The sequence below is a fragment of the Wocania arenilitoris genome (assembly GCF_021728535.1).
Classification (GTDB): Bacteria; Bacteroidota; Bacteroidia; order Flavobacteriales; family Flavobacteriaceae; genus Wocania_A; species Wocania_A arenilitoris.
Genome location: NZ_JAKKDU010000011.1, coordinates 65,445 through 89,197 on the forward strand (window position 1 = coordinate 65,445; position 23,753 = coordinate 89,197).

The 23,753-nt window shown below is 35.3% G+C and carries 14 protein-coding genes and 4 pseudogenes; 14 read left to right on the plus strand and 4 right to left on the minus strand.

What is annotated here, in order from left to right; translation table 11 throughout:
- The 4 genes and pseudogenes from L3X37_RS10355 to L3X37_RS10370 all read right to left on the minus strand — a co-directional run bounded on the left by L3X37_RS10355 (position 1) and on the right by L3X37_RS10370 (position 4,153).
- The gene (locus L3X37_RS10355) at positions 1 to 2,391 is read right to left on the minus strand and encodes a TonB-dependent receptor plug domain-containing protein (RefSeq protein ID WP_237240104.1); all 2,391 of its coding nucleotides are present in this window, start codon (positions 2,389 to 2,391) and stop codon (positions 1 to 3) included.
- A 186-nt stretch (positions 2,392 to 2,577) separates the two neighbouring features.
- A pseudogene (locus L3X37_RS10360) lies at positions 2,578 to 2,838 on the minus strand (Asd/ArgC dimerization domain-containing protein); the annotation flags it as partial.
- Positions 2,834 to 3,031 (minus strand): hypothetical protein, encoded by a 198-nt coding sequence (locus tag L3X37_RS10365; protein WP_237240105.1) that lies wholly within the window; start codon positions 3,029 to 3,031, stop codon positions 2,834 to 2,836. The pseudogene L3X37_RS10360 and the gene L3X37_RS10365, both read right to left, overlap by 5 nt.
- 246 nt (positions 3,032 to 3,277) lie before the next feature.
- Entirely contained in the window at positions 3,278 to 4,153 is an 876-nt protein-coding gene (locus L3X37_RS10370; protein ID WP_237240106.1) for an AraC family transcriptional regulator, read from the minus strand.
- 181 nt (positions 4,154 to 4,334) lie between these two features.
- On the opposite strand from L3X37_RS10370, the gene L3X37_RS10375 reads away from it, so the two are divergent.
- The 14 genes and pseudogenes from L3X37_RS10375 to L3X37_RS10435 all read left to right on the plus strand — a co-directional run bounded on the left by L3X37_RS10375 (position 4,335) and on the right by L3X37_RS10435 (position 23,690).
- Complete coding sequence (locus L3X37_RS10375; RefSeq protein WP_237240107.1) at positions 4,335 to 6,548, plus strand: hypothetical protein; 2,214 nt, start codon at positions 4,335 to 4,337, stop codon at positions 6,546 to 6,548.
- Between the two features lie 32 nt (positions 6,549 to 6,580).
- Positions 6,581 to 7,993: a sulfatase family protein gene (locus L3X37_RS10380; protein ID WP_237240108.1), complete on the plus strand. Its 1,413-nt coding sequence runs from the start codon at positions 6,581 to 6,583 to the stop codon at positions 7,991 to 7,993.
- A gap of 99 nt (positions 7,994 to 8,092) precedes the next feature.
- Positions 8,093 to 9,268: a n-acyl-d-glucosamine 2-epimerase gene (locus L3X37_RS10385; RefSeq protein ID WP_237240109.1), complete on the plus strand. Its 1,176-nt coding sequence runs from the start codon at positions 8,093 to 8,095 to the stop codon at positions 9,266 to 9,268.
- 1 nt (position 9,269) lies between these two features.
- Positions 9,270 to 10,715, plus strand: a complete 1,446-nt coding sequence (locus L3X37_RS10390) for a sugar porter family MFS transporter (protein ID WP_237240110.1) — start codon at positions 9,270 to 9,272, stop codon at positions 10,713 to 10,715.
- Between the two features lie 176 nt (positions 10,716 to 10,891).
- Positions 10,892 to 12,826, plus strand: coding sequence for a glycoside hydrolase family 97 protein (locus tag L3X37_RS10395; RefSeq protein WP_237240111.1), 1,935 nt, complete (start codon positions 10,892 to 10,894; stop codon positions 12,824 to 12,826).
- A gap of 676 nt (positions 12,827 to 13,502) precedes the next feature.
- Positions 13,503 to 14,621, plus strand: coding sequence for a phosphatidylinositol-specific phospholipase C1-like protein (locus L3X37_RS10400; protein ID WP_237240112.1), 1,119 nt, complete (start codon positions 13,503 to 13,505; stop codon positions 14,619 to 14,621).
- Between the two features lie 405 nt (positions 14,622 to 15,026).
- Positions 15,027 to 16,124 (plus strand): annotated as a pseudogene (locus tag L3X37_RS10405) (ISAs1 family transposase).
- A gap of 23 nt (positions 16,125 to 16,147) precedes the next feature.
- Positions 16,148 to 16,354 (plus strand): annotated as a pseudogene (locus L3X37_RS15290) (glycoside hydrolase family 3 C-terminal domain-containing protein); the annotation flags it as partial.
- 72 nt (positions 16,355 to 16,426) lie between these two features.
- On the plus strand, positions 16,427 to 16,723 hold the full coding sequence (locus L3X37_RS15295) for a fibronectin type III-like domain-contianing protein (RefSeq protein WP_262910811.1): 297 nt from the start codon (positions 16,427 to 16,429) through the stop codon (positions 16,721 to 16,723).
- Positions 16,724 to 16,830: 107 nt separating this feature from the next.
- On the plus strand, positions 16,831 to 17,280 hold the full coding sequence (locus L3X37_RS10415; protein ID WP_237240114.1) for a hypothetical protein: 450 nt from the start codon (positions 16,831 to 16,833) through the stop codon (positions 17,278 to 17,280).
- Positions 17,281 to 17,558: 278 nt separating this feature from the next.
- Entirely contained in the window at positions 17,559 to 19,208 is a 1,650-nt protein-coding gene (locus L3X37_RS10420) for a beta-N-acetylhexosaminidase (protein ID WP_237240115.1), read from the plus strand.
- Positions 19,209 to 19,551: 343 nt separating this feature from the next.
- A complete protein-coding gene (locus tag L3X37_RS10425; protein ID WP_369409895.1) occupies positions 19,552 to 20,136 on the plus strand; it encodes a sodium:solute symporter family transporter in 585 nt (194 codons plus the stop codon).
- A gap of 584 nt (positions 20,137 to 20,720) precedes the next feature.
- Positions 20,721 to 21,440 (plus strand): annotated as a pseudogene (locus L3X37_RS10430) (inositol oxygenase family protein); the annotation flags it as partial.
- Positions 21,441 to 21,458: 18 nt separating this feature from the next.
- On the plus strand, positions 21,459 to 23,690 hold the full coding sequence (locus L3X37_RS10435; protein WP_237240117.1) for an alpha-L-fucosidase: 2,232 nt from the start codon (positions 21,459 to 21,461) through the stop codon (positions 23,688 to 23,690).
- Positions 23,691 to 23,753 lie beyond the last annotated feature (63 nt).

The window sequence follows — 23,753 nt, forward strand, 5'->3', positions numbered from 1 at the left end:
TTAATTCACCTCAAAATAAGCTTCAGATTTAACGGGTATTCCGTTAGAAGTAATGCCTTCTAGCAGGACTTTATAGGTGCCAGATTTAGTGGCATTAAATCTTATTTTGGTATTTTCAGAAGGGTTTACTTTTAAATCTGGATTCCAATAAAGTGTTGATGAATTATTAGCATTAGGATTAAATGTTCTGGCTTGGTAATACCCTGGGTGATAAAAGCTAACCATTCCATTCTTATTATTTTGTTCATCTTTTGCTTCAGTCCCATCTAAAGTATAAACCGCTATAACACCACCACCACCTCTTGTCCCATAGATTGAGGTACCCGAGCTTTGTATAATATCAATAAAATCTATATCAAAAATTGGGATAGATTGAATCATGTCTATATCTGTAGGAACACCATCAAGTAGAAATAAAGGCTGATTATTTCCATTTAAAGAACGTCTTCCTCTTAATGTTACATTATAGCCTGTTCCATTACCTATAATGTTCACACCTGGGAATAAGCCTTGTAAAGCTTGAATAGCATCTCTAGCTGAAGGGGAAGCACGTAACCGTTCAAAATCTAAGGTATGATTAGGTCTTGTGTATAATGACGCTTTTCTTTTTTTGGCAAACCTATCTAACCTTTTTTTTTCAGCAGCTATATCCACTTGTTCTAATTTGACTTCTCCTTCTTGAGGGTCAAATTCAAGATTTCTGTTATATTTTGTTGAAGAGTCGGTAACTTGTATGTTTTCATCGCCAATAGCTTTTTTTGATTTAAATTGAGCTTTTGAAGCTGAATCTATTTCAATAGTAAAAGCCCCTTTGTGTTTATGAGAACTCAAACTTTTAGCTTTTAGTGCTACAAAAGTTCTATCATCAAAATTAAGGTTGTTAAAGCTAAACCGCCCTAAACTATCCGTTGTAGTTTGGTCGTACCCCATTTCTTTACCGTTTTTATAAGACAGCGAAACATTAGCTTTTACAAGCTTTTTTTTGTTTTTACTTTTTACCACACCACTTAGTTTAAACCCGGATTCTGGTGTAAACTGTAATTTGTGGGTTTTAATATCTTCTTTAAACAAATGCTGATTACTATCTTGAGCGATTAATACCTGATGAATGGTTTTTTTTCTAATGGAATCGTTATCAAAATACGCACCAAATTGTTCTATGTTGTCTTTTATCTCAGAGTTTAAAAGCAAATGCGATGTGATATCTAAATCTGGAACATGGTTTATTACAGGGTTAACTTGGGTAACCGAAACCGACATATTAGCTTTTAAGTTTTGTTGAAACAGCTTGTTAAAATCAATTTCAAGTTCCACTTGTTCGTTACTATCATAAACTTTTTTAGAAGGTGTAACCGTTACTTTGTCTTCTAAATGATTAGCGTCAATAAAGGCAAGTTCTTCACTTAAAACTGTACCATTTTTATTTAAAAGCTGGAATTGAATTAAACCATGCATTAAATCAGATTTTGGCAAATCGATAGCGGCTTGAGTGTTTTCACCATTTATTTTAGCGCGACAAACCACTTCGCCTTTTTGCAACCCTATTAACTCTAGGTTATTTGTGCCGTTAGCTAAAGAAGAAAAAACATTAACTCTGTACCCATGATAGGTTTCATCAATTCTCATAGTGGCACTATAGTCCTTAACTGCTGGCAGCGGATAAGCATATTTTTCGTTGTTATGGTAAACGATTGCAGTATAAGATCTACCTTTTTGAGGGATAAACTGAAAGCTGTCGAGTCCGAATTTAGAGGTTACGAAGTCGAGTATTTTAGTGTTAGCATCATCTAATATCTCACCAGAAACTATAGCACCATGGTTTAAAGGATTTGTAGCTTTAACAACAATTCTATTTAAAAACCCACCAATAATGTTACCACCTTCTGGAGAAAAGCTAATATTAGGGTTAGCAGCATCTGTATTAAACCCACCATCAGCATCTAAATGATTGACAAGAATTTTTTTTGTAAAGAAATAGGAGTCATCAAAGTTACGCATAAAATTGGTGTATGCTCTAATGGTGTATGCGCCATTTGGTAAAGCATTAGCCAGTTTAAAATCGCCTTTACCCACACCTTCAGAGATTTCTATGGTTTTACTTTCTATGATGTCTTGGTTTGGACCAATTAAATCGACATGAACCACTTTACTTAAAGTCTCAGGCGCATGGTTTATGGCATCAACCAAGTATACTTTATACCAAATATTTTCTCCTTGATTGTAAAAAGCTTTATCAAAATGAATGTATATTTTTTCTTTTAAAACAATATCTGTTTTGGATGGATTACCATCAGCCAATAGCGTATTATTACTTGAAAAAACATATAATGATGTTAAAATAAAAACGAAATTAATCGATACAGCGCTTAAAGTATTGAAGAGTGGTTTCATGAGAAGATTTTTTTGGTTAAACAGTAGCCATAATACTACAAAAATCATGCCGTTTTTTAGGCTGCGCATCAGGTTTATTTTTTCGTAAAAACCTATTTATAAGATACTTAAATTTATTGATATAAAAAAAGTCCTTGTAAATTTACAAGGACTTTTTAAGACTAATTATAATTTTAAGTTAAAAAACTACACTAAATTATTTTCAATTAAATATTCGCCAATTTGTACAGCATTAGTTGCTGCACCTTTACGTAAATTATCGGCAACAATCCACATGTTTAAGGTGTTAGGTTGGGTTTCGTCTCTACGAATTCTGCCCACAAAAACATCATCTTTATCATGTGCATATATTGGCATTGGGTAAGTATTTGTATCGGTATTATCTTGAACTACAACACCCGAAGTTTCATGCAAAAGTTTTCTAACATCAGACAAATCAAAATCATTTTAAATAATTAAAGGCCTCTATAACTGGTATTCCCAGTTGCGCTTTTTCTTTTTTATAATGCTGCTTTATTAATTGATCAATAGCAGACCAATCCAGTAATGTATTTATTTGAGTGAAAAAAGCACGTTTGATCTTTCTCGTGCGAAGATCACAAATACTATCTGCTAGGGTTGGGACTGATGTTTTTTCCATTCTCAGAAAGGTAACCAATTAGATCAATATTGTTAATCCCTTGCAACGGTCTTAAATTACGAATTATTGAATAATTTGAGTGAAGTATTATCAAATAAAAAAGAATGTCTGAAAAAAGGCTACTAATGTGCCAATGCACGTTCTAATAAAAAGAAGTTTAATTTTTTAAAATCAATTCATTATAAATTAAAACAATCACCATATAATTAAATTTATCAAAAAACGTCTTCTATAAACAGGATACACTTAACTTAATGTATCTTTACAATATTCTGTTGGTGTACTACCTGTATATTTCTTAAATACAGAAGCAAAATAATTCGACGAAGAAAACTCAAGTGCAAATGCTAAATCCTGAATGGAATCATAGTTGCTAAAGTTTTCTTTTGCATAATTGATTTTATTCCTCATAATAAATTCTCCTGGAGGAATTCCAATTTCTTTCTTAAAGCGATGTTTAAATCTCGACTCAGATAAATTTATTAGGTCAGAAAGATAGCTGATTGACAGTTCTTTCCTGGGGTTATTTTTTATGTAATTTGCAATATTGCTTATTTCCTGTGAGGGAGAATTATCCATCTTGTTTTTATGGGATGCATCAATAACAATTAGTAACAGTTGAAGAAAAAGACTAGTCAAATGTATTTTTGAATTTACCTTTTCGTTAAGGTCATAGTATTCGAAAATCTTTGAAAAGGTTGTTGCGATTTTTGCATTTCCCTTAAAATGGCAACTAGGCAGGTTAAGAAAGGTATTGATAAGGTGTTTAGTCTCAATTAAAGGCAAATTGAGTAAACGGTTTCTATTTTTTGGAATCTTAAAAGCGATCCAGAAAAGATTTGCCGTATCTTCTGGATGGTTATTCGTACCATGTCTCTTTTCTGGTGGAATTATTAATATATCCCCACCATTAAGCATAAGCTCCTTTTGCCCTAATTTATAATACTGAAGGCCTTTATCTATATAAAGAATTTCAATCATATCAGTATGTGTCTGCATTTCCTTGCTATCTTCTACTGATTTGATTTTCTGAAATCCAGCGATATAAAAATCATCAAATCCTATTTTTTCTAGATCAAGTATTTTTCTGTTTTTTGTTTCTGTCCGATCAAATTTCTTCATGTATAAAAGAATGCTAAAGCATTAAATATAACAATATTATTTTATACGTTTTGTAGATTTGATTAGAATTATAAAATAATAACACAATACTATTCGATCTGAATTTAGTAGAATAATGAATTAGACAACTTGCAAAAGTATTTCTTAAACGTTTAATAATTGTAATTTTAAAAATATAATAATGACAAAGAATATTAAATTAGAGAATAAATTGATTACTAAAATGCGCAAAGTATATGGGTTGATAATCTTCCTTTTTCTTTGTGTTTTAAGTATTTCATGTAAAGAAGCAGTAGCAGATAAAGATGACGTTACAAATATTATTGGGAAAAACAGGGTAATTGTTATATGTGATGAAAATAACGATTTGTATCAGCTAGTAAAAACCAGAGAACAGGTTTGCCAGCGATACGATGATATAACCGAGGCTCTGGAATCTAGTCCGGGCAATGAAACCCTTTTGGTATTGGCCAACGACTATCCGGTTAAAAAAACAATACTTCCTGTCGATTTTTATACCAAGGCCAAAGAAAAGAACCTAAAGGTTTTTGTGGAATTCCCTGACCGTTTACCATCGGGAGAAACTGGAGAAATCAAGTCTACAAAAAAAGAAAGGATTGTTGTTACCTCAACGTTTCTGGGTAAAGCGCATAATTTGAGCATCGTTGATGCTGGTCTATATTCGTATGTTAACGTACCCAATAGGGAGTGTCATCTGAAAGGCGCAAAAGTAGCCGGTTTTAAAGATGCAATTTACGGCCTTGAGGACACACCCAACTTTCCGATACTTTTTGAAGACAATGGGGTGTTAATATCAACAACAAAACTGAGTGATTTTGTGAAAAGCCGTTATACCCCTTACGACAATTACAGAAATGTCTTAGGTGGCATTCTTTCCATTCTCTCCATTGGTATGGAAAAAGAAGATATCAAATGGAAGCCATTGGTAAAGCCGGCCTATGGTCCAGAGGATGCTTTGACCGTAAACGCCTACCAAAATGCAATCGACCGGGGCGCAGCCTGGTACGAAAAATCACGATTCCTGATTCATCCTGAGTGGAAGGATGCCTGGAAACAAATAGATATTCAGAAATTGCCAGTTGGTCCACCCATGGATTTATCCTTACCCTCCGGAGATGGTTCGCTAGGAATCATGGAAGGGCACTATTCCTGGATTAACCCGGATGGAAGCCAGCAGTACCGTTACTGGCTGCGGGCTGATTGTGTGGCTGAGTCTGCCATGACCTATGCCATAGCAAACGATATTAAAGGAAATCCACAATATCAGGATGTTGCTACCAACCTGATGAATTTCCTGTTTAATACAAACACTTTTCAGACTGCTAGTAGTAAAGACCCGGCAAAATCTTCCTATGGGCTGATAGGATGGGCCGACACACACCCTAATCGTTACTACGGAGATGACAACGCACGTGTTATTTTAGGATCAATTTTAGCATCAATGACTTTGGAAAACAGCCGTTGGGATGATCAAATTACCGAATTGATCTTAGCTAACTTCCGTACTTCAGGCAAAAAAGGATTCCGAACTAACCGTTTGGAAGGTGATGATATAAACGAGCTAAGCTGGCAGGTATTAATGGAAAGAGACCTCGAGAATGTTGCTCCTCACTTTGAATCGTGGCTTTGGGCTACATACCTTTGGTTGTACGATAAAACGGGCTACCAACCATTACTCGATAAAGCAAAAATAGGGATAAAGATCACTATGGATAACTATTCAGAAAACTGGTTATGGACCAATGGACTTCAGCAGGAGCGTGCAAGAATGATACTGCCCCTGTCGTGGCTAGTACGGGCAGAAGATACACCTCAGAATAGAGTCTGGTTAAAGCAGATGTGCGATGATTTATTAATAAACCAGGTAGCTTGCGGCGCATTGCAAGAAGAACTGGGAATTGGTGGAAATGGCAAATACGGTGCTCCCAAAAGCAATGACCATTACGGATCAACCGAAGCACCGCTTATTCAGACAAATGGGGAGCCTGTGGCTGACATGCTTTATACCACCAACTTTGCTTTTTTTGCTTTGAACGAAGCAGCTCAAGCAACACAAGATCCAAAATATCTGGCAGCCGTAGATAAGTTGGCAGATTTTCTGGTGCGTATACAATCTACGACTGATGGACGTGCCGACCTTGATGGGTGCTGGTTTCGGGCTTTCGATTACGAAAACTGGGAGTATTACGGTTCCAATGCCGACCATGGCTGGGGAGCTTGGGGAACGCTTACCGGTTGGACACAGAGTTTTATTACCACAACACTGGCTTTAAAACTAAAAGAAACAAGTTTCTGGGATATTACCAAAGAAACAAGCATTGGTAGCAATATGGATGAAATATGGAGCCAAATGCTACCAGGAGTTGCACATTAATAAATTTAATATTCACGTGTAAATTATTAACGATGATTCAGAAGATTTTATTTAGTATAATCACAATTTTCATAATGACTGCTTGTACTATTGAGCAGCAACAACCCAATATAATTTTTATCATGGCCGATGACCATGCAGCTCATGGTTTAAGCTGCTATGGGAGCAATATCATAAAGACCCCTAATATAGACCGAATAGCAGATGAGGGTATGCGTTTTACGCAAGCTGTTGGGGTAAATTCATTATGTAGTCCGGCCCGTGCAGCGCTAATAACCGGTAAGCACAGTCATAACAATAGCGTAAAGCAAAATAATGAGGTATTTAACGGTTCTCAACAGACGTTCCCTAAACTTTTGCAGGCTTCAGGTTATGAAACGGCCATTATTGGTAAATGGCATTTAAGAAGCCTTCCAACTGGTTTTAACTACTACAAGGTATTGGATGCACATGGTTCTTATTTTGATCCTGAGTTTATAGAGAAAGGAAAAGAGAGACATAGAGAAACAGGTTACTTAACCAATATTATTACGAATAGTGCCATCGATTGGTTAGAAGATAAAAAAGGGGATCGCCCCTTCTTTTTAATGGTGCAGCATAAAGCGCCCCACGGTCCTGATATCCATGAAGAAAAACATGCACGTCTTTTTAACGATGAGGTTATTCCTGAGCCCGAAACTATTCATGATGATTGGAAATCTCGTGATCCTTTAAAACTTGGTGATTGTGAAAGCACCAAGTTGATTAATTGTCATTGGCAACAAGATATATACAGAGAATTAATGGCCAGTGCTCCACAGGAAAAGCAAGCCAGAACATCGGTGGTCTATCAGCAAATGATAAAAGGTTACAAGAGACTCATAGCATCTTTGGATGAGAATATTGGAGAATTATTGGACTATATAGATGAATCAGGTCTTCGCGAAAACACAATAGTAATTTACACGTCTGATAATGGCTTCTTTTTGGGGGATCACGGCTTGTTCAATAAAATGTGGATATATGAGGAGTCATTGAAAATTCCATTAATTGTTCGCTGGCCGGGTGTAGTAAGAGAAAAATCGGTTAATGATGATTTGGTCAATATTCTGGATTTTGCACCAACCTTCTTAAATATTGCTAATGCTTCTGTACCAGGCGATTTATACGGACGGTCTATTGTACCACTTTTAAAAGAAGACGAAAGGGGAGATTGGAGAAAAACAACATACTATCATTTTTATCCTTATCCTGGTGTGCTGGAACACTATGGCGTTCGATCAAAGAATTACAAACTTCATCATTTCCCAGGTTATGGCGATGGCAAGTATTGGGAATTCTTCAACCTTAATGATGATCCGAAGGAATTAAAAAATGTGTATAACGAAGCAGAAAACCTGGAAATTATTGAGGAGATGAAAGAAGAATTAAGAAAGCACAGACAGACCATAGGAATTATTCCTTAAAGCTTTACAGATAATTCTGGTGAAAATCGTGTGGGAAAAGTGCTTGTTTAAGTACACGGTTATAAGCGTAATAGATAACTTAAATGCTACAAGAAAACAATGAATATTGAAGAATATGCTTTTTTATACAAAAGCACACTATTAAAAAACGTTCTTCCGTTTTGGGAGAACCACTCTCTTGACCATAAACATGGGGGGTATTTTACCTGTCTCGACAGGGAAGGTAAAGTGTATGATACCGATAAGTTTATCTGGCTTCAGTGCCGTCAAGTGTGGTTGTTTTCAATGTTGTATAACAATATGGAGCCTAGGCAGGAATGGTTGGAAATAGCAGAACATGGCGCCCGTTTTCTAATAAATAATGGAATGGACAAGGCGGGTAACTGGTATTTCTCACTTACCAGAGAGGGCAAGCCTCTTGTTCAACCCTACAACATCTTTTCGGATTGTTTTGCGGCTATGGCTTTTGCACAGTTGGGGAAAGCCTCAGGAAATGAAGCATACAGTAACTTGGCGAAAAAAACATTTCTGAATATTCTTGGCAGAAAGGAAAATCCGAAAGGGAAATATGAGAAATCATTTCCCGGAACACGCCCAGCTAAAGGGTTTGCCCTGCCTATGATTTTATCAAATCTGGTGCTGGAGTTAGAGCATGTGCTCGATGTTTCGCTAGTAAATGAAACCATAGCGTTTGCTACTAAAGAAGTGATGGATATATTCTACCGAAAAGAACATGGTTTAATTGTGGAAACCGTGGCAGCCGACGGTAGCTTTATGGATACTTTTGATGGGCGGTTGGTTAATCCCGGACATGGGCTCGAATCCATGTGGTTTATGATGGATATTGGAAGGCGTAACGGAGATAATAAGCTGGTAGAAAAGACCGTTGATATTTCGTTTAATATTCTTGATTTTGGCTGGGATCAGAAGTGCGGTGGCATCTTTTATTTTAAAGACTTGTTGGGTAATCCGCCTGATCGTCTTGATTGGGATCAAAAACTATGGTGGGTACACCAAGAGGCTATTTTAGCTATGTTAAAAGGCTATGCTTACACCGGAAATGAAAAATGTTGGGAGTGGTTCAGGAAACTTCATGATTATACCTGGGAGCACTTTGCCGATAAGAAGTACGGTGAGTGGTTTGGCTACCTGAATCGACAAGGAGGGGTTTTGTTACCATTAAAAGGCGGAAAGTGGAAAGGCTGTTTTCATACCCCACGTTTCTTGTATCAAGGGTGGAACACATTGAATCAAATTAACAAAAACAATAAATAATATGCAGCACACAACCACATACTCAGAAAAGGCGAATAAACGCTTTCTAGCACTAATATGTTTTGTGGCCTCATTGGGAGGTGTACTTTTCGGCTTTGACACAGCCGTTATTTCCGGCACATTTACTTTTGTTGAAAGCTATTTTTCGCTAGATAAAATTGAAGTGGGCTGGTTTGCCAGTTCTGCTCTGGTGGGAGCCATTGCAGGTGCTGCCATATCAGGAGCTTTAAGTGATAAATATGGTAGAAAGCCTGTTCTAATAGTGGCTGCTTTATTGTTTTTTATTTCTGCATTTGGTTCGGCCATTCCCCATAACTTTGTAGCTCTTATAGTTGCGAGGCTCATTGGTGGCATTGGTGTTGGAATGGCTTCAGTATTGGCACCTTTGTATATCTCTGAGGTTGCTCCACCAAAAATAAGAGGCAGGCTTGTTGCCCTATATCAGCTTTCTATTGTTATAGGTATCTTATTAGCATACTTCTCCAATTGGCTGCTCTTAGATGTATCTCAAACCAGCGAGCCATTTAACGGTGGTACGGGAGTATTTAATAAATATTTGATTTCTGAAGTGTGGCGGGGCATGTTTGGTTCAGAAATGCTCCCTTCCGGGCTCTTTATTATTTTGCTGTTTTTAATTCCTGAAAGTCCTCGCTGGCTTATAAAAAATGGTCTTCATGATAAAGGCTACGCTATCCTTCTGAAAATAAGTGGAGTTAAAATTGCGAAAACTGAATTAGCAGAAATCCGCCAAACGGTTAATCATGTAAAAGGGAAAATAAGTGAATTGATAAAACCCGGTTTACGCCTTGCCTTAATTGTAGGTGTAGGCTTATCGGTTTTTGGACAATTTACAGGCGTAAACATTATTGTTTATTATGGCCCTACCATTCTTGAGAGTGCTGGTTTTAAACTGGACAGTGCCCTTCAGTTTCAGGTGGCAATAGGAATTATTAATCTGATCTTTACCGTTATTGCTCTCTGGAAAATAGATAGTTGGGGGCGCCGTCCTCTACTTATATGGGGTATGGCATCTGTCTGCGTTTCATTATTCATCATTGCAACACAATTCTTGATAGGGCAAACTTCGGGTATTTGGATTGTAATAATGTTGTGCATCTATATGGCAAGTCTTGCTATCTCGATCAATGCGGTTATTTGGGTGTTAATCGGCGAGATATTTCCAACCCGAATAAGAGGAAGGGCTATGTCGATTGCCACCTTTGCCAACTGGGGAATCAATTTCCTAACGGCATTTATTTTCCCATGGTATGTTGCCAAAATAGGAATGGCAGCTGGATTTTTCACCTTTGCGGCAATGTGTTTGTTAGCAACCATATTCTTTTATAGATATGTTCCAGAAACCAAAGGGAAAAGTTTGGAGGAGATTGAAGTCCATTGGGATAACGTAGGAGAAGCACAAAAACAAAAATCAAAAAATGAATTTTAAAACTAAACCCCTATATTTGTAATATATGCTTTTGTTAGAGTGGCATAAATCTTTGAGTTTTATTGTGCGTAAAGGAGTTTGCTGGATTTGTCAACTCCAATTAAAAAATAGGATTCATTCAAATCCGACGGCAAGAAAAATAATGCAAAAATTACTTCAATCGTTTTAAAATATATATGAAACAATTAGTTAAACTAAACCAACTTAAATTGGAGATGAATAAATATCTTTTAGTATCCGTTTTTTTTCTGTGCATTTTTACTATTTCATGTACAGAAAGCGACTTGGAAATTAAAAGCCCTTCTGAAAAATTAGAAGTGAAAATTTCTGAAAATCAGTCGGATTTAATATTAAGTCTGTATGATTCAAAAATACCAATTCTAACTGTAAATGTTGGGAGCTTTGTTTTTGAAAAAAATGACAGCCTTAAGTTTGATCGAATCAGCGAAGTGAAGCAAACATTGTTTGATGAAGAGTGGAATCCGGTTTATGGTGAACGAAACGTTGTTCGCAACAGATATAATCAACTTGAATTAACCCTGACTGCCGGTAGTCTTGCTAACCAAGAACTTAAACTTTTATGTCGCCTGTATGACGAAGGCATGGCCTTTCGATATTTATTCGATGAAAAAAATATCAGTGATCAGTTGCTTACAAAAGAGCTGACAGCCTTCAACTTTGATAGTGATTATGAAACTTGGGTTTCAGAATATGCGCAGGGCGTTTACAAAAAAGAAAATATCAGCAAAATTGATGTGGTTTGCGAACGTCCGCTTGTTGTTAAAAAGAACGCAAATTCCTTTTTGGCTATCGGCGAAGCTGCTCTGGTTGATTTTGCCCGGATGAAATTCAAACGCGATTCAATAAATTCATTGTCTCTGCAGGTTGATTTGTCAAGCAAGGTGGATATCAAAAAAGCAAAATACATTACTCCATGGCGGTATGTAATGGTAGGGAAGTCTCCTTGCGAATTACTGGAAAACAACCACTTCATTGAAAACCTGAATGAGCCCAATAAACTGGAAGATGTATCGTGGATTAAACCCGGGAAAGTAATACGTGAAGTTACCCTGACCACAAAAGGCGGATTGGCCTGTGTCGATTTTGCAGCAAAGCATAATCTTCAGTATGTGGAATTTGATGCTGGTTGGTATGGTAACGAATACGATGATGCATCGGATGCAACAACGGTTACTGTTGATCCAAATCGATCTCCGGGACCTCTCGATTTACATCAAGTAATCGATTATGCCAAACAAAAGGGAATTGGAATAATACTTTACGTTAATCGACGAGCATTGGAAAAGCAACTAGATGAGATTTTACCTCTTTATAAATCATGGGGCATAAAAGGATTAAAATACGGATTTGTAAATGTGGGACCACAGGAATGGACTTTGTGGCTACACGATGCAGTTCGCAAAGCAGCAGAATATGAACTTATGGTTGATGTACATGATGAGTATCGTCCAACCGGCTATTCACGAACGTATCCAAACTTAATTTCTCAGGAAGGAATTCTTGGTGACGAATTGAGCCCTTCCACCGAACATACTTTGATCACCCTTTTCACCCGTATGATTGCCGGCGCAGCAGACAATACTAACAGCTTTTTGGCTACTCGCGTATCTGAAAAGATGGGAGGCAAAGCGGGACAAATGGCCAAAGCTGTAATGCTTTACAGTCCGTGGCAATTTGTCTATTGGTACGATCGCCCCGAAGGATCGCCTGTGAAAAAAGGCGGTGCCGGTGATACAGAGTCAGTAATCCACGAGAGTACAGAGTTGGCATTTTATGATGCACTTCCCACGGTTTGGGATGAAACAAAAGTTCTGGAAGGTGAGATTGGTGAATATGCTACCATTGCACGGAAAAATGGAGACACTTGGTTTGTTGGATCATTGACTTCAAATCAGACGCGGAAAGTTGAAATCCCGCTGTCATTTCTGGATGAAAATGAAAACTACGAAGCCAAAGTATTTTCTCAGAATGTAGCGGATTTGAAAGAAAACAAAGTAAGCATTGAAACAATGGATGTCAATAGCGAAACTATTTTATCAAGAGATTTAGTTGAAAACTCTGGATTTACAATTATTATCAGAAAAATATAAACACAACGAATATGCGCAGTTTATTAACAACATTTTTTATCCTGATTTTTAACTAGTATTAAAATTTTGTATTCGGATCTTAAGATTTAAGACCCAATACAAGTCTAATTACTGTTTTAATTGTACTTTTCTGTTGTTGAACAAACGATGTTGGAAATAATAAGCTGCTATTTATTTGGTGTTTAATCCAATCTTTGGAAGGATTGTAGCCTTCTTTGAAAATTGTGGAAATGTGTGTTTGCTGGCAACCATGTTTTTATTATAATATGAGCCGGAAACAACAGGAGAAAGTAGATGATTGAAGTGTTTTGGAAAGCTAAAAATAATAGTAATTGAGTTCTTTAATGAAATTATATTTAAACAAATCGGAACAATGAAATGCCTGTTTTTGGCAGGAAAAAGGTTCTACTATTGTTGATAGACCATATTACTTTAAATTTCAAAATACTGATTCTATTGTTCGGCAATTCAAAGAGAGAATTTAACCAGGGTTATTGCGAAATGGAATTTGATTTAGATTTGTTAAGCAAAGAACTACCAACAATTGATTTGAATCCTGTTAAGGGAAAAAATGTTTTGTGCGGAATGGTTTGTACGAAACTTGCAGAATGATAGAGAATTAAAAAAAATTATAACCATTGGAGCTTAAGTGCCCGTAAATGAAAAGTTCTAAAAAATGAAGCGTAAAAATCTTATTGCATTAATTGCTATACACTTTATAATTAGTTGTAATACATTAGAACCAACAGCTAAATTAAAACTTAATAATATTCAGGTAATAGGTAGTCACAATAGTTACAAGAAAAGTATTGAACCAGCACTACTTGAGATAGCGAAACAAACCGTTACTAAATCTGTTGAAGCACTACAATATTCGCATGTTTCTTTAACAGAGCAGCTAAACAATTACGGCTTAAGAAATCTGGAAATTGATGTTGTTGTTGATACAGAGGGAGGAAAGTTTGCCAACCCGGTTGGTATTGAACTTTTAAAACAAAACGAAATTGAACCACAGCCATACGATACTTTAGGATTGCTAAACACAAAAGGGTTTAAGGTGATACACATTCCGGATCTTGACTTTAGAACTACTTGCTATCGCTTGGTAGACTGCCTGAATGAAATTAAAGCCTGGTCTGATGCGCATCCAAGACATTTACCAATTGCTATAACATTTAATGCTAAAACTGAAAATTTAGAAATTGAAGGTTTTCAAGAATTGCTTCCTTTTACAGCTAAAGTATTTAATGATTTAGAAAGAGAAATCCTATCGGAATTGCCTAGGTCCAAACTCATTACACCTGACGATGTAAGGGGTGATTTTTATACTCTGGAGGAAGCTGTAAAAGCCAATAATTGGCCTACATTAGAGGATGCTAGAGGAAAGATTATTTTAGTTTTAGATGAAGAAGGGGAAAAGCGTGATGTTTATATCAAAGGACATCCGTCTTTAAAAGGAAGGTTGTTTTTTACCAATTCAAAACCTGGAACACCAGAAGCAGCTTTTTTAATTGTAAATAATCCAATAAAGTATCAAGATTCCATAAAAGCATTGGTTAGAGCCGGATATTTAGTGCGTACACGTGCTGATGCAGATACCAGGGAAGCTAGAACCGGTGACTATACTAAGTTTAAAGCAGCATTAAACTCCGGAGCACATTATATAAGTACCGATTATTACCAAGAGGATAAAAGTCTAAATACAAATTACGAGATTGAAATGCCTAATGGTGTTGTTGGGCGCTGTAACCCCGTTTTACTAGTAAAACCATTTTTAAACGTAGATTTGGAATAAAATAGGGTCTGATTTAAGGCTTTTTGAATTTATTTTTGGTTCCACTCTTTAGGTAATAAAGTCTTTAACCTCTGCTATATCAAAATTGTGGTTTATAATATAATATTTACTTGAGGGAGAGGTTCGTATTTTAGATTTCAAAATTTTATTAAAAATTTTGAAGTGTGTTTATAAAAAGGCGTAATTAATGCATGTTTTTCAATTTATCTAATACAATATGATCCTTTAATATGCCTTTTGATCTGAAGTTATTATTTATGATATCAGTCAGGGCAAACTCATACTTTTTGTTTAGAATTTAATTGAGTATAGTGGCTCACTATTTATCTAAAAATCAATGATTTAATTGTTGTTTTTTATATCAAAATATTGTATATTATATTGATAATCAATATTTTATGTGTTTTGAAAACAACAAATAAGTTTAAGTCTATTTTCGGCAAAATAGACGACCCAAGAAGCGATATAAACAAACTTCATCAATTAGATGACATCCTTCTTATTGGCATAATTTCGGTAATCTGTGCAGCAGATACTTGGAAAGATATGGAGACATACGCCAAGGCAAAAGAAGATTTTTTACGTTCGTTCCTAGATTTGCCTAATGGTATCCCCCGACGATACTTTTAACCGTGTCTTTTCATCGATTGATTCAGAACAATTTGAAGTTTGCTTTATAGATTGGGTTTCTGATTGGATAGATTTAACTGGCGGTGAAATTATTCCAATAGATGGTAAAACCTTACGAGGTGCTAAGTCTAACGGTAAAAAATCACCGTTTCATATGGTGAGCGCTTGGGCAAGTAAAAACAATATGGTTTTAGGACAAGTAAAGGTTAATGAAAAATCTAATGAAATTACTGCCATTCCAAAACTGTTAGAACTCATAACCATTAAAGGTTGTATTATAACCATTGACGCTATGGGTTGCCAAGAAAATATTGCACGGGCTATCATAAAACAAGAGGCAGACTATATCTTGGCTGTAAAAGACAATCAAAAGCAATTACATCAAGATGTCCAAGACGAATTTGGATTTGGTAAGAACATAGAAAAGTACACACATCAAGATTTAGGTCATGGTAGAATAGAAACAAGAACCTGTAGTGTTATTACAGATTTTAAGTTCATTCAACAAGATACTAAATGGGATGCTTTACAAAGCATTATTAAAATAGAGTTAAAAACTCTGATAAACCAACAGAAACAGCTACACGATATTACATCTCAAGTCTAAAAACCGATGCTAAATCATTTCAAAAAGCAATAAGACTACATTGGGGAATTGAAAATAAATTGCATTGGGTGCTAGATCTTGCTTTTGGTGAAGATGCCTCTAGAAAAAGAACAGGAAATGCTGCGCAAAACTTCTCTATACTTGGGAAAATGGCTTTAACCCTACTCAAAAAAGACACCATAACTAAACAAGGTATTAAAGGAAAAAGACTTAAAACTGCCTACGACAACAACTATTTATTAGATATACTTGGAAATAAAGTGTGAGTTTGCCCTGAGGGGAACAAGGAGGGAATGCCGTGGCAAATATAATTTTTGGTGATGTTAATCTATCAGGTAAGCTTCCTGTTTCATATCCTCAAAGTGTTAGTCATGTACCTGTATTTTATAGTCACCAGCCATCAGGAAGGGGGTTTTACCATCAACCCGGAACACTTGAAAAACCTGAGCGCGATTATGTGTTTAGCTCTACTGAACCACTATATCCTTTTGGATATGGGCTAAGTTACACAACATTTGAATTTTCAGATTTGGTAGTGGAACAAAATGAAATATCCAAAGAACAAAGCATGAAACTTTCAATAAACATAAAGAATACAGGAACAAAGGCAGGCAAGGAAGTGGTACAGGTCTATATTAATGATAAAATAAGTTCGGTGGCAACGCCAGTTAAAAAATTAAAAGCCTTTAAAAAAGTTGAGCTTAGCTCATCAGAATCTAAAGTCATTGAGTTTGAGATACCCTGTTCAGAATTAGGTCTATGGGACAGAAACATGGAATACGTAATTGATCCAAGCGAATTTGAAATTATGGTTGGAAGCTCATCCAAAGACATTACACTTACCAAATCGGTTTACATTAAATAGGCCTTTTGAATGAGAATGCCCGTGAGTATAAAAGGTGTTGATTATATTGCTTATTGGGGTTATATTTGGGTTGTACTGCTCAATCTAATAAAAAGTCTTTAGAGGTAATGATATTCCTATTTCCCGAAATGCTAGAACAGGCAAAAATCACATTGGATAAGTTAGATTCTGCTGTTGAAGATGCAGTTATACAAGGGAATGGAGATTTACATTCATTACTATATGCAAAGGATAACCAAATTGTTTTAAGGTTAGCCAAAAACGATGTTTATGATGCGCGGATTGATACTAAAGAAGACAAAGAACTTGCACGAATTGATATCAAAACAGGAAAAACATCCCGCCAACTTGATTTGCCCCCAAGTTGGGATAAGCCTTATCCTTTATCTATAAACTTTGCGAATATAGAAATAGATTATTCGGGAAGCCAACAGACGATTATCGATGTTTTTCGTGCCAGTGCCAATATTAATGAGGGAGAGATAATTGTTAGGGCATTATTACAAGATAATGTGTATTATATTAAAACAGTATATAATATTAAATTAAAAGCATAAGACTTAATGATGGCATAAGAGGCCTTTTAATAGCTAAAAATAATGATTCATTGCAGTTAGTTGAAATTAACAACTTGCCATGAAGTATTTAGAACTTTAAAGATTTATGTTGATAACTAATTCTTTGTTATAACTAAGATTTGTTTTTCAATATCTTACTTTCGAATAATATATTTGTAATTTAACCCAAAAATTACAAAGGCTTATTATTAGATAAATTTTTATAGTCCAAAATAAAAATTCATGAAATTTTTAATAAAAAAAGATAATTTAAAAGAATGAATACCCTAAAAATATTTTTTAAGAGAAGCATCTTGTTAATTTCTGTCTGTGTTTTGTTTGCCTGTAAAGATAAACAGCCAAACCTTACTAGTGCTGAAGTAAAACTCAATTTAATTCCGCAACCAAATTTTGTAAAGACATACAGCGAAAAATTTGTTATAAATGAGAATACGGTTGTTTATTATCCTGAATCGAATCAAGATTTAAAAAAACAAGCAGATATAGTTGAAGATATAATTTTTGAACATACAGGTTTAAGACTGTCGTTACAGGGATATTCTAAAGTCCCAGAACGAGGAATTATTCTTATTCAGCCTAAAATAAATGAATCTTTTCCTACCAACGAGTCCTACCAATTAGAAATAAGAAGTCAAAATATTTTACTTTCTGCCGCAACAGTTAAAGGTCTGTTTTACGGGATACAAACATTTAGGCAACTTTTGCCACTTGAAAATAATAATGATACAGTAGAAGTTACGTGTTTGGACATTAAAGACACACCACGATTGCCATATAGGGGCATGATGCTTGATCCTGCAAGGCATTTTCTGCCAGTTAAGGATATAAAAAAATATATTAACGCCATTGCTATTTATAAATTTAATACCCTACACCTGCACCTTTCAGACGATCAAGGTTGGCGCATAGAAATTAAAAAATATCCCAAGTTAATGGAGTTGGCGACTGTAAGAAAAGAGACGGATGGCGATGGCATGCCACATAGGGGCTATTATACTCAGGACGAGTTAAAAGATATTGTAGCCTATGCCAAAGAACGATTTATAGAAGTCATTCCAGAGTTGGATGTTCCAGGACATAGTCAGGCAATGCTTGTAGCCTATCCTGAATTAACTTGTTTTCCCGATAACTTTGAAGTTAGAACTACGCCAGGAGTATCCAAAAATTTGTTATGCGCTGGTAATGAAAAAGTATTTGAGTTTTATGGTAACGTATATAAAGAATTAGCCCCTATTTTTACTGCTGAAAAGTTTCATATAGGTGGAGATGAAGCGCCTTTGGATCACTGGGAAGCATGTCCCAAATGTCAGAAGAGGATTAAGGATAATAATTTAGAAAGTCCTCAGCATCTAATGAGCTATTTTTTTGAACGGATAAGTGATACCTTGGCAAAACAAGGTAAGACGCCTCAAATATGGTATGAGTTAGATGTGCCATTTTATCCAAAAGCCAGTACCATGTATACATGGCGTGGTGGTTTAACTCCAAAAACTATTGAAAAATCTAGAGAAATGGGCTATGAATTAATATGCTCCCCAGCAGAACATGCCTATTTTGATTATCCACAAGGTAAAGGAGAAGAAACTTGTGATTGGATGAACTATTTGCCATTAGAGCAAGTGTATAAACTTGACCCAGGGTATGGATTGCCAGAAAAGGAGCAAGCCCATATAATTGGTGTTGAAGCAACTATTTGGGGCGAATATGTTAAAGATATAGATAGAGCATTTTATATGACCTTCCCAAGAGCTATGGCTTTAGTTGAAGCGGGATGGACAGAAATGGAAAATAGAGAATGGAATAGTTTTAAGTCAAGGCTTAGAAGCAATTTACAGATATTAGAACGGAAAGGTATAAATTTTAGAGAACCGAAGGAGTTGGCACAAGACGAATTTTATTTACAATAACTATTAGGCAAAAATTCATGAATAATGATAATGATTTGCCATACAGGTTGAAAAAGTTATTTAAGTACGGTCTGCTGTGTTAAATTGCCTAAAGTCAAAGTATTGAGTTTGATAAACCTTGTTTAGAGTCGATATTATTGGATATAAAATTATGGATGAGTTATAAGCAATGAGAGTTTGAAGTTAAGGAAGTAATAGCTCTATAGCAAATTTATTTATATTAAATCACAGCCCTCCGAAATCTTGCCGGGTGCACGACAAATTTCCCTTTTAAGCAGCATTTTGACATAATTCAATGATTCTATTCCAATTACCACTTTTGTGAACCACTCTTAATTGTGCCATTTTTGGAGGCTTAAAAATGGTTGCATATACAGATACTATTAATGGATTTGGATTAGTTATTGCAGGTCTTTTAGTTCCGGTGTTCGCATTAATAAGCATTGGATATGGAAACCCTATAGAAGGAATAAAATTGGTTTTTGAAAATAGTCCGGAAAAATTTAATATGATTAGCAGGGAAACTGGCATCGGGGAAGGAGCACGTAATGCTATATTGCCCTTTGAAGTTTTGTTTATGGGGCTTATGATTAATCAAATTTATTTCTGGACGATGCACCAGTCCATTATTCAGCGTGTACTTGGAGCTGTTAATTTAAAAGAGGTACAAAAAGGATTGCTTTATACGGGTCTGTTAAAAATATTAGTCCCTCTAATTATTGTTTTTTCTGGTATTATAGGGTTTTATTATTTTGGTGAAAGTTTGTATGATAATCCAGATAGTGTTTACCCTTTATTGGTTAAAAAAGTACTTCCGTTATGGTTAACAGGTTTTTTTGTAGCCGTTATGATGGGAGCCATTTTAAGTACGTTTAATAGTGCTTTAAATAGTGCAGCCACAGTATTTAGTCTAGGTATTTATAAATGATATATTCATAAAACTGCAAGTGGGAAAAGTTTGGTTAACATAGAAAAATTAACATTTACATTTTTTGCTATTTTTGCGATAAGCATTGCTTCTTTTGTTGCTAATGCTCCAGAAGGGTTGTATCAATTATTACAGTAATTAAACGGTATATTTTTTATACCTATTGCCAGTGTAATTATTGCTGGTTTTTTGTTTCCCAGAGTTTTGTCTAGCGGTGTTAAAATTGGTTTACTTTTCGGGTTAATGTTTTATGTGATAATGTATTATATTGTTGAAATAAACCTTTATTTCGTTTATATTTGGGGTATTGAATTTGTTTTCAATATAGTAATCATGTATTTAGTGTTGGTATTGTTCAAAAAAGATAAAAAATTTGAAATCGTTGATGAATGCGTTTTAGATTTAAAACCTTGGGAATATGTTAAACCATTTAGTTTGATATTAGTAGTTTTTACAATTGTTTTATACATAATTTTTGGAAATATTTAATTATGGGAGAAAAAACCTTTAGAAATTATACAGTTCCAGATGTATCTGAAGTTGTAAAAGAACATTATCGAAAAATGTGAAAAAATCAAACATTTGATTATGCTAATCGTATGCATAAAAAATATTTGACCTTCGATAAACCTTTAGATTTATGGGAAGCCATACGCAGATTAAATGAGCTTGTAGATGTAAGTGATCCCGATTTAGATTTACCGAATGTTCAGCATCTCATACAGAGTGCCGAGGCAATACGTGCAGATGGTCGTCCAGATTGGATGCAATTAACAGGGTTAATTCATGATCTTGGCAAAGTAATGTTTCTATGGGGAAATGATGAATATGGAACAAGTCAAGCAGAGCAATGAGGTATGGTAGGAGATATTTTTGTTGTAGGCTGTGCCCTTCCAGATTCTTGTGTTTATCCAGAGTTTAATATGTTAAACTCTGATATGAGTGATTTGCGTTATAACACTAGCACAGGGATTTATGAAAAGGGATGCGGATTGGATAACTTAATGATGGCATGGGGACATGATGAGTACCTCTACCAGGTACTTAAAAACCACAAAGAAAATAAGCTTCCTAAAGAGGCAATGGTTATGATTCGCTATCACTCATTTTATCCATGGCATACTGGTGGAAGTTATAGAGAATTAATGACAGAAACAGACGTAGAATACTTAAAAATCATTAAAGACTTTAATAAGTATGATCTGTACACCAAAAGCCCTAAAACATATAGTTTGGAAAGTGTTATTGATTATTACAAACCAATTGCAGAAAAATATCTAGGCAAAGGCCCTATTTACTGGTAAATCAAAAAAGTTATAAAAATGAGCAGAATAGTTTTTAAATCAATAATTATCATTGTTACATTACTGGTTTCCTGTAAAAACAATGAAATAGTTCAAAATTCAATTGAAATACTTTCAGGCGACAGTCAAGAAGATATTATACAAAAGTCCGTATTGGTAGTGCCTAAAGAAAATCAATATGCCTGGCAGCAATTAGAGTTTATTGCTTTTGTGCACTTTGGCCCAAATACCTTTACAGGTGTAGAGTGGGGTAGCGGTAAAGAGGATCCTAATGTTTTTCAACCAACTGAATTTAATCCCAAACAATGGGTGGATGTGATGAAAGACGCTGGCATGAAAATGGTAATGTTAACGGCTAAGCATCACGATGGTTTTTGTTTATGGCCCACTTCAACAACACCACATTCTGTAAAAAGCACTTCGTGGAAAGATGGAAAAGGGGATGTTTTTGGAGACCTTGTTAAAGCAGCAAGGAATGAAGGATTAAAAGTAGGTGTTTATTTATCCCCTGCAGATTTGAGTGAAATAGAACGTAAGGGAGGTACCTATGGTAACCATTCTAAACCCAAAAGTATTATTATTCCTTCTGACAAAACATTAAAGGATGCGGCAAGTCAAACATTTGAATATATTGTTGATGATTATAATGCTCTTTTTTTAAATCAGTTGTATGAATTATTAACTCAATATGGTGACATTGTGGAAGTATGGTTTGATGGAGCAAATCCAAAACCAGGTTTAGGTCAGGAATATGATAGAAAGACATGGTACGACCTAATAAAAAAATTACAGCCTAATGCTACAATTGCTGTAAAAGGTGCAGATGTTAGATGGTGTGGAAATGAAGCGGGCAAAACAAGATCAAGTGAATGGAGTGTAGTTCCCTTACCAGTTCATCCAGATAATTATGATTGGCCAGATATGACAGATGATGATTTAGGTAGTCGTGAAAAAATTAAAGATGCTGAATACTTATATTGGTATCCGGCTGAAACAAACACTTCTATAAGGATGGGGTGGTTTTATAGGGATGATGAGCAATATGTTAAAACGGTTGAAACCCTAGTAGATAATTGGTACCGATCTGTAGGTGGTAATACCGTTTTTTTATTAAATATTACACCAGACCGAAGAGGCTTAATACCTGAAAAGGATGCCTTACGATTACAAAGTATGGGTAAAATTATTAAAGAAGCTTTTGCCTATAATTTATCAAAAAATGCTAGTGTTAAAGCATCATCCATAGATTACAATTATTTGCCAGAAAACGCAATTGATGGAAACATGGAATCGGCGTGGAAGGCAATGGATGGACAAGAACAAGCTGAATTGGAACTTACTTTGATGGAAGAAAAAGAAGTCAACAGAATTGTTTTACAAGAATGTATAAAAACATTGGGGCAAAGAATAGAAAAATTTACTATAGAAGCTAAAATAGATGAAGAATGGAAAGAGATTGTTAATGGAACAACTATTGGATATAAAAATATAAGTAGGTTTAAGACTATTAAAACAAATAAATTAAAATTGAAAATATTAGCATCTCGAGTTAGTCCTGCAATTGCTGCTTTCGAAATTTATAATGCCCCTGAAATGTTAACTAACCCTATTATTGTAAGAAATAAAGAGGGCTTGGTAACGATTAGTTGTAAATCTTTCGACCCAGTGATTTATTATACAACTGATGGCTCTCAGCCTGACCAAAATTCAATACTATATACAAAGCCATTTTTAATGGACCAGGGAGGTCTTGTTAAGGCAGTTTCGTATGTAAATGAAGGGAATAATAAAAGTGAAACTATAGAAGCTAGATTGGGTGTTTGTCCTGCGAAGTGGCAAGTTTTATCATTTAGTGCTGAACAAAAGCTTCATGAAGCTGTTTTGGCAATTGATGGAGATCCTCAAACTTATTGGCATACACAATGGGGTGATAACCCTCCTCAAAATCCACATGATATAATTGTTGGTTTAGGTGAAGAATTAGATTTAACTGGTTTTACATACTTGCCAAGAAATGATGGTTTGGGGGGTATTTGTAAAAGCTATGTTTTTGAAGTTAGTATGGATGGTAAAAACTGGGAAATTGCTAAAAAAGGTGAGTTTGGTAATATAAAAAACAATCCCATAAACCAAATGATGTTTTTCAGCAAGATATATAAAGCAAAATACATACGTTTTACCAGTTTAGACAATATTAACGGTGATGCATACCTATCTATGGCAGAATTGGGTGTTTTAACAAATAACTAGTTTAATTTCTAATTCGGGGAATAGGAGAAAATCCCTCGCCTTAAGACGAAGACTTTAGTTTGA

Bases quoted from the DNA above. Each gene is read 5' to 3' on its own strand.
- L3X37_RS10355 (WP_237240104.1), bottom strand. From the start codon at position 2,391: ATGAAACCACTCTTCAATACTTTAAGCGCTGTATCGATTAATTTCGTT.
- L3X37_RS10365 (WP_237240105.1), bottom strand. From the start codon at position 3,031: ATGGAAAAAACATCAGTCCCAACCCTAGCAGATAGTATTTGTGATCTT.
- L3X37_RS10370 (WP_237240106.1), bottom strand. From the start codon at position 4,153: ATGAAGAAATTTGATCGGACAGAAACAAAAAACAGAAAAATACTTGAT.
- L3X37_RS10375 (WP_237240107.1), top strand. From the start codon at position 4,335: ATGACAAAGAATATTAAATTAGAGAATAAATTGATTACTAAAATGCGC.
- L3X37_RS10380 (WP_237240108.1), top strand. From the start codon at position 6,581: ATGATTCAGAAGATTTTATTTAGTATAATCACAATTTTCATAATGACT.
- L3X37_RS10385 (WP_237240109.1), top strand. From the start codon at position 8,093: ATGAATATTGAAGAATATGCTTTTTTATACAAAAGCACACTATTAAAA.
- L3X37_RS10390 (WP_237240110.1), top strand. From the start codon at position 9,270: ATGCAGCACACAACCACATACTCAGAAAAGGCGAATAAACGCTTTCTA.
- L3X37_RS10395 (WP_237240111.1), top strand. From the start codon at position 10,892: ATGAAACAATTAGTTAAACTAAACCAACTTAAATTGGAGATGAATAAA.
- L3X37_RS10400 (WP_237240112.1), top strand. From the start codon at position 13,503: ATGAAGCGTAAAAATCTTATTGCATTAATTGCTATACACTTTATAATT.
- L3X37_RS15295 (WP_262910811.1), top strand. From the start codon at position 16,427: ATGAAACTTTCAATAAACATAAAGAATACAGGAACAAAGGCAGGCAAG.
- L3X37_RS10415 (WP_237240114.1), top strand. From the start codon at position 16,831: ATGATATTCCTATTTCCCGAAATGCTAGAACAGGCAAAAATCACATTG.
- L3X37_RS10420 (WP_237240115.1), top strand. From the start codon at position 17,559: ATGAATACCCTAAAAATATTTTTTAAGAGAAGCATCTTGTTAATTTCT.
- L3X37_RS10435 (WP_237240117.1), top strand. From the start codon at position 21,459: ATGAGCAGAATAGTTTTTAAATCAATAATTATCATTGTTACATTACTG.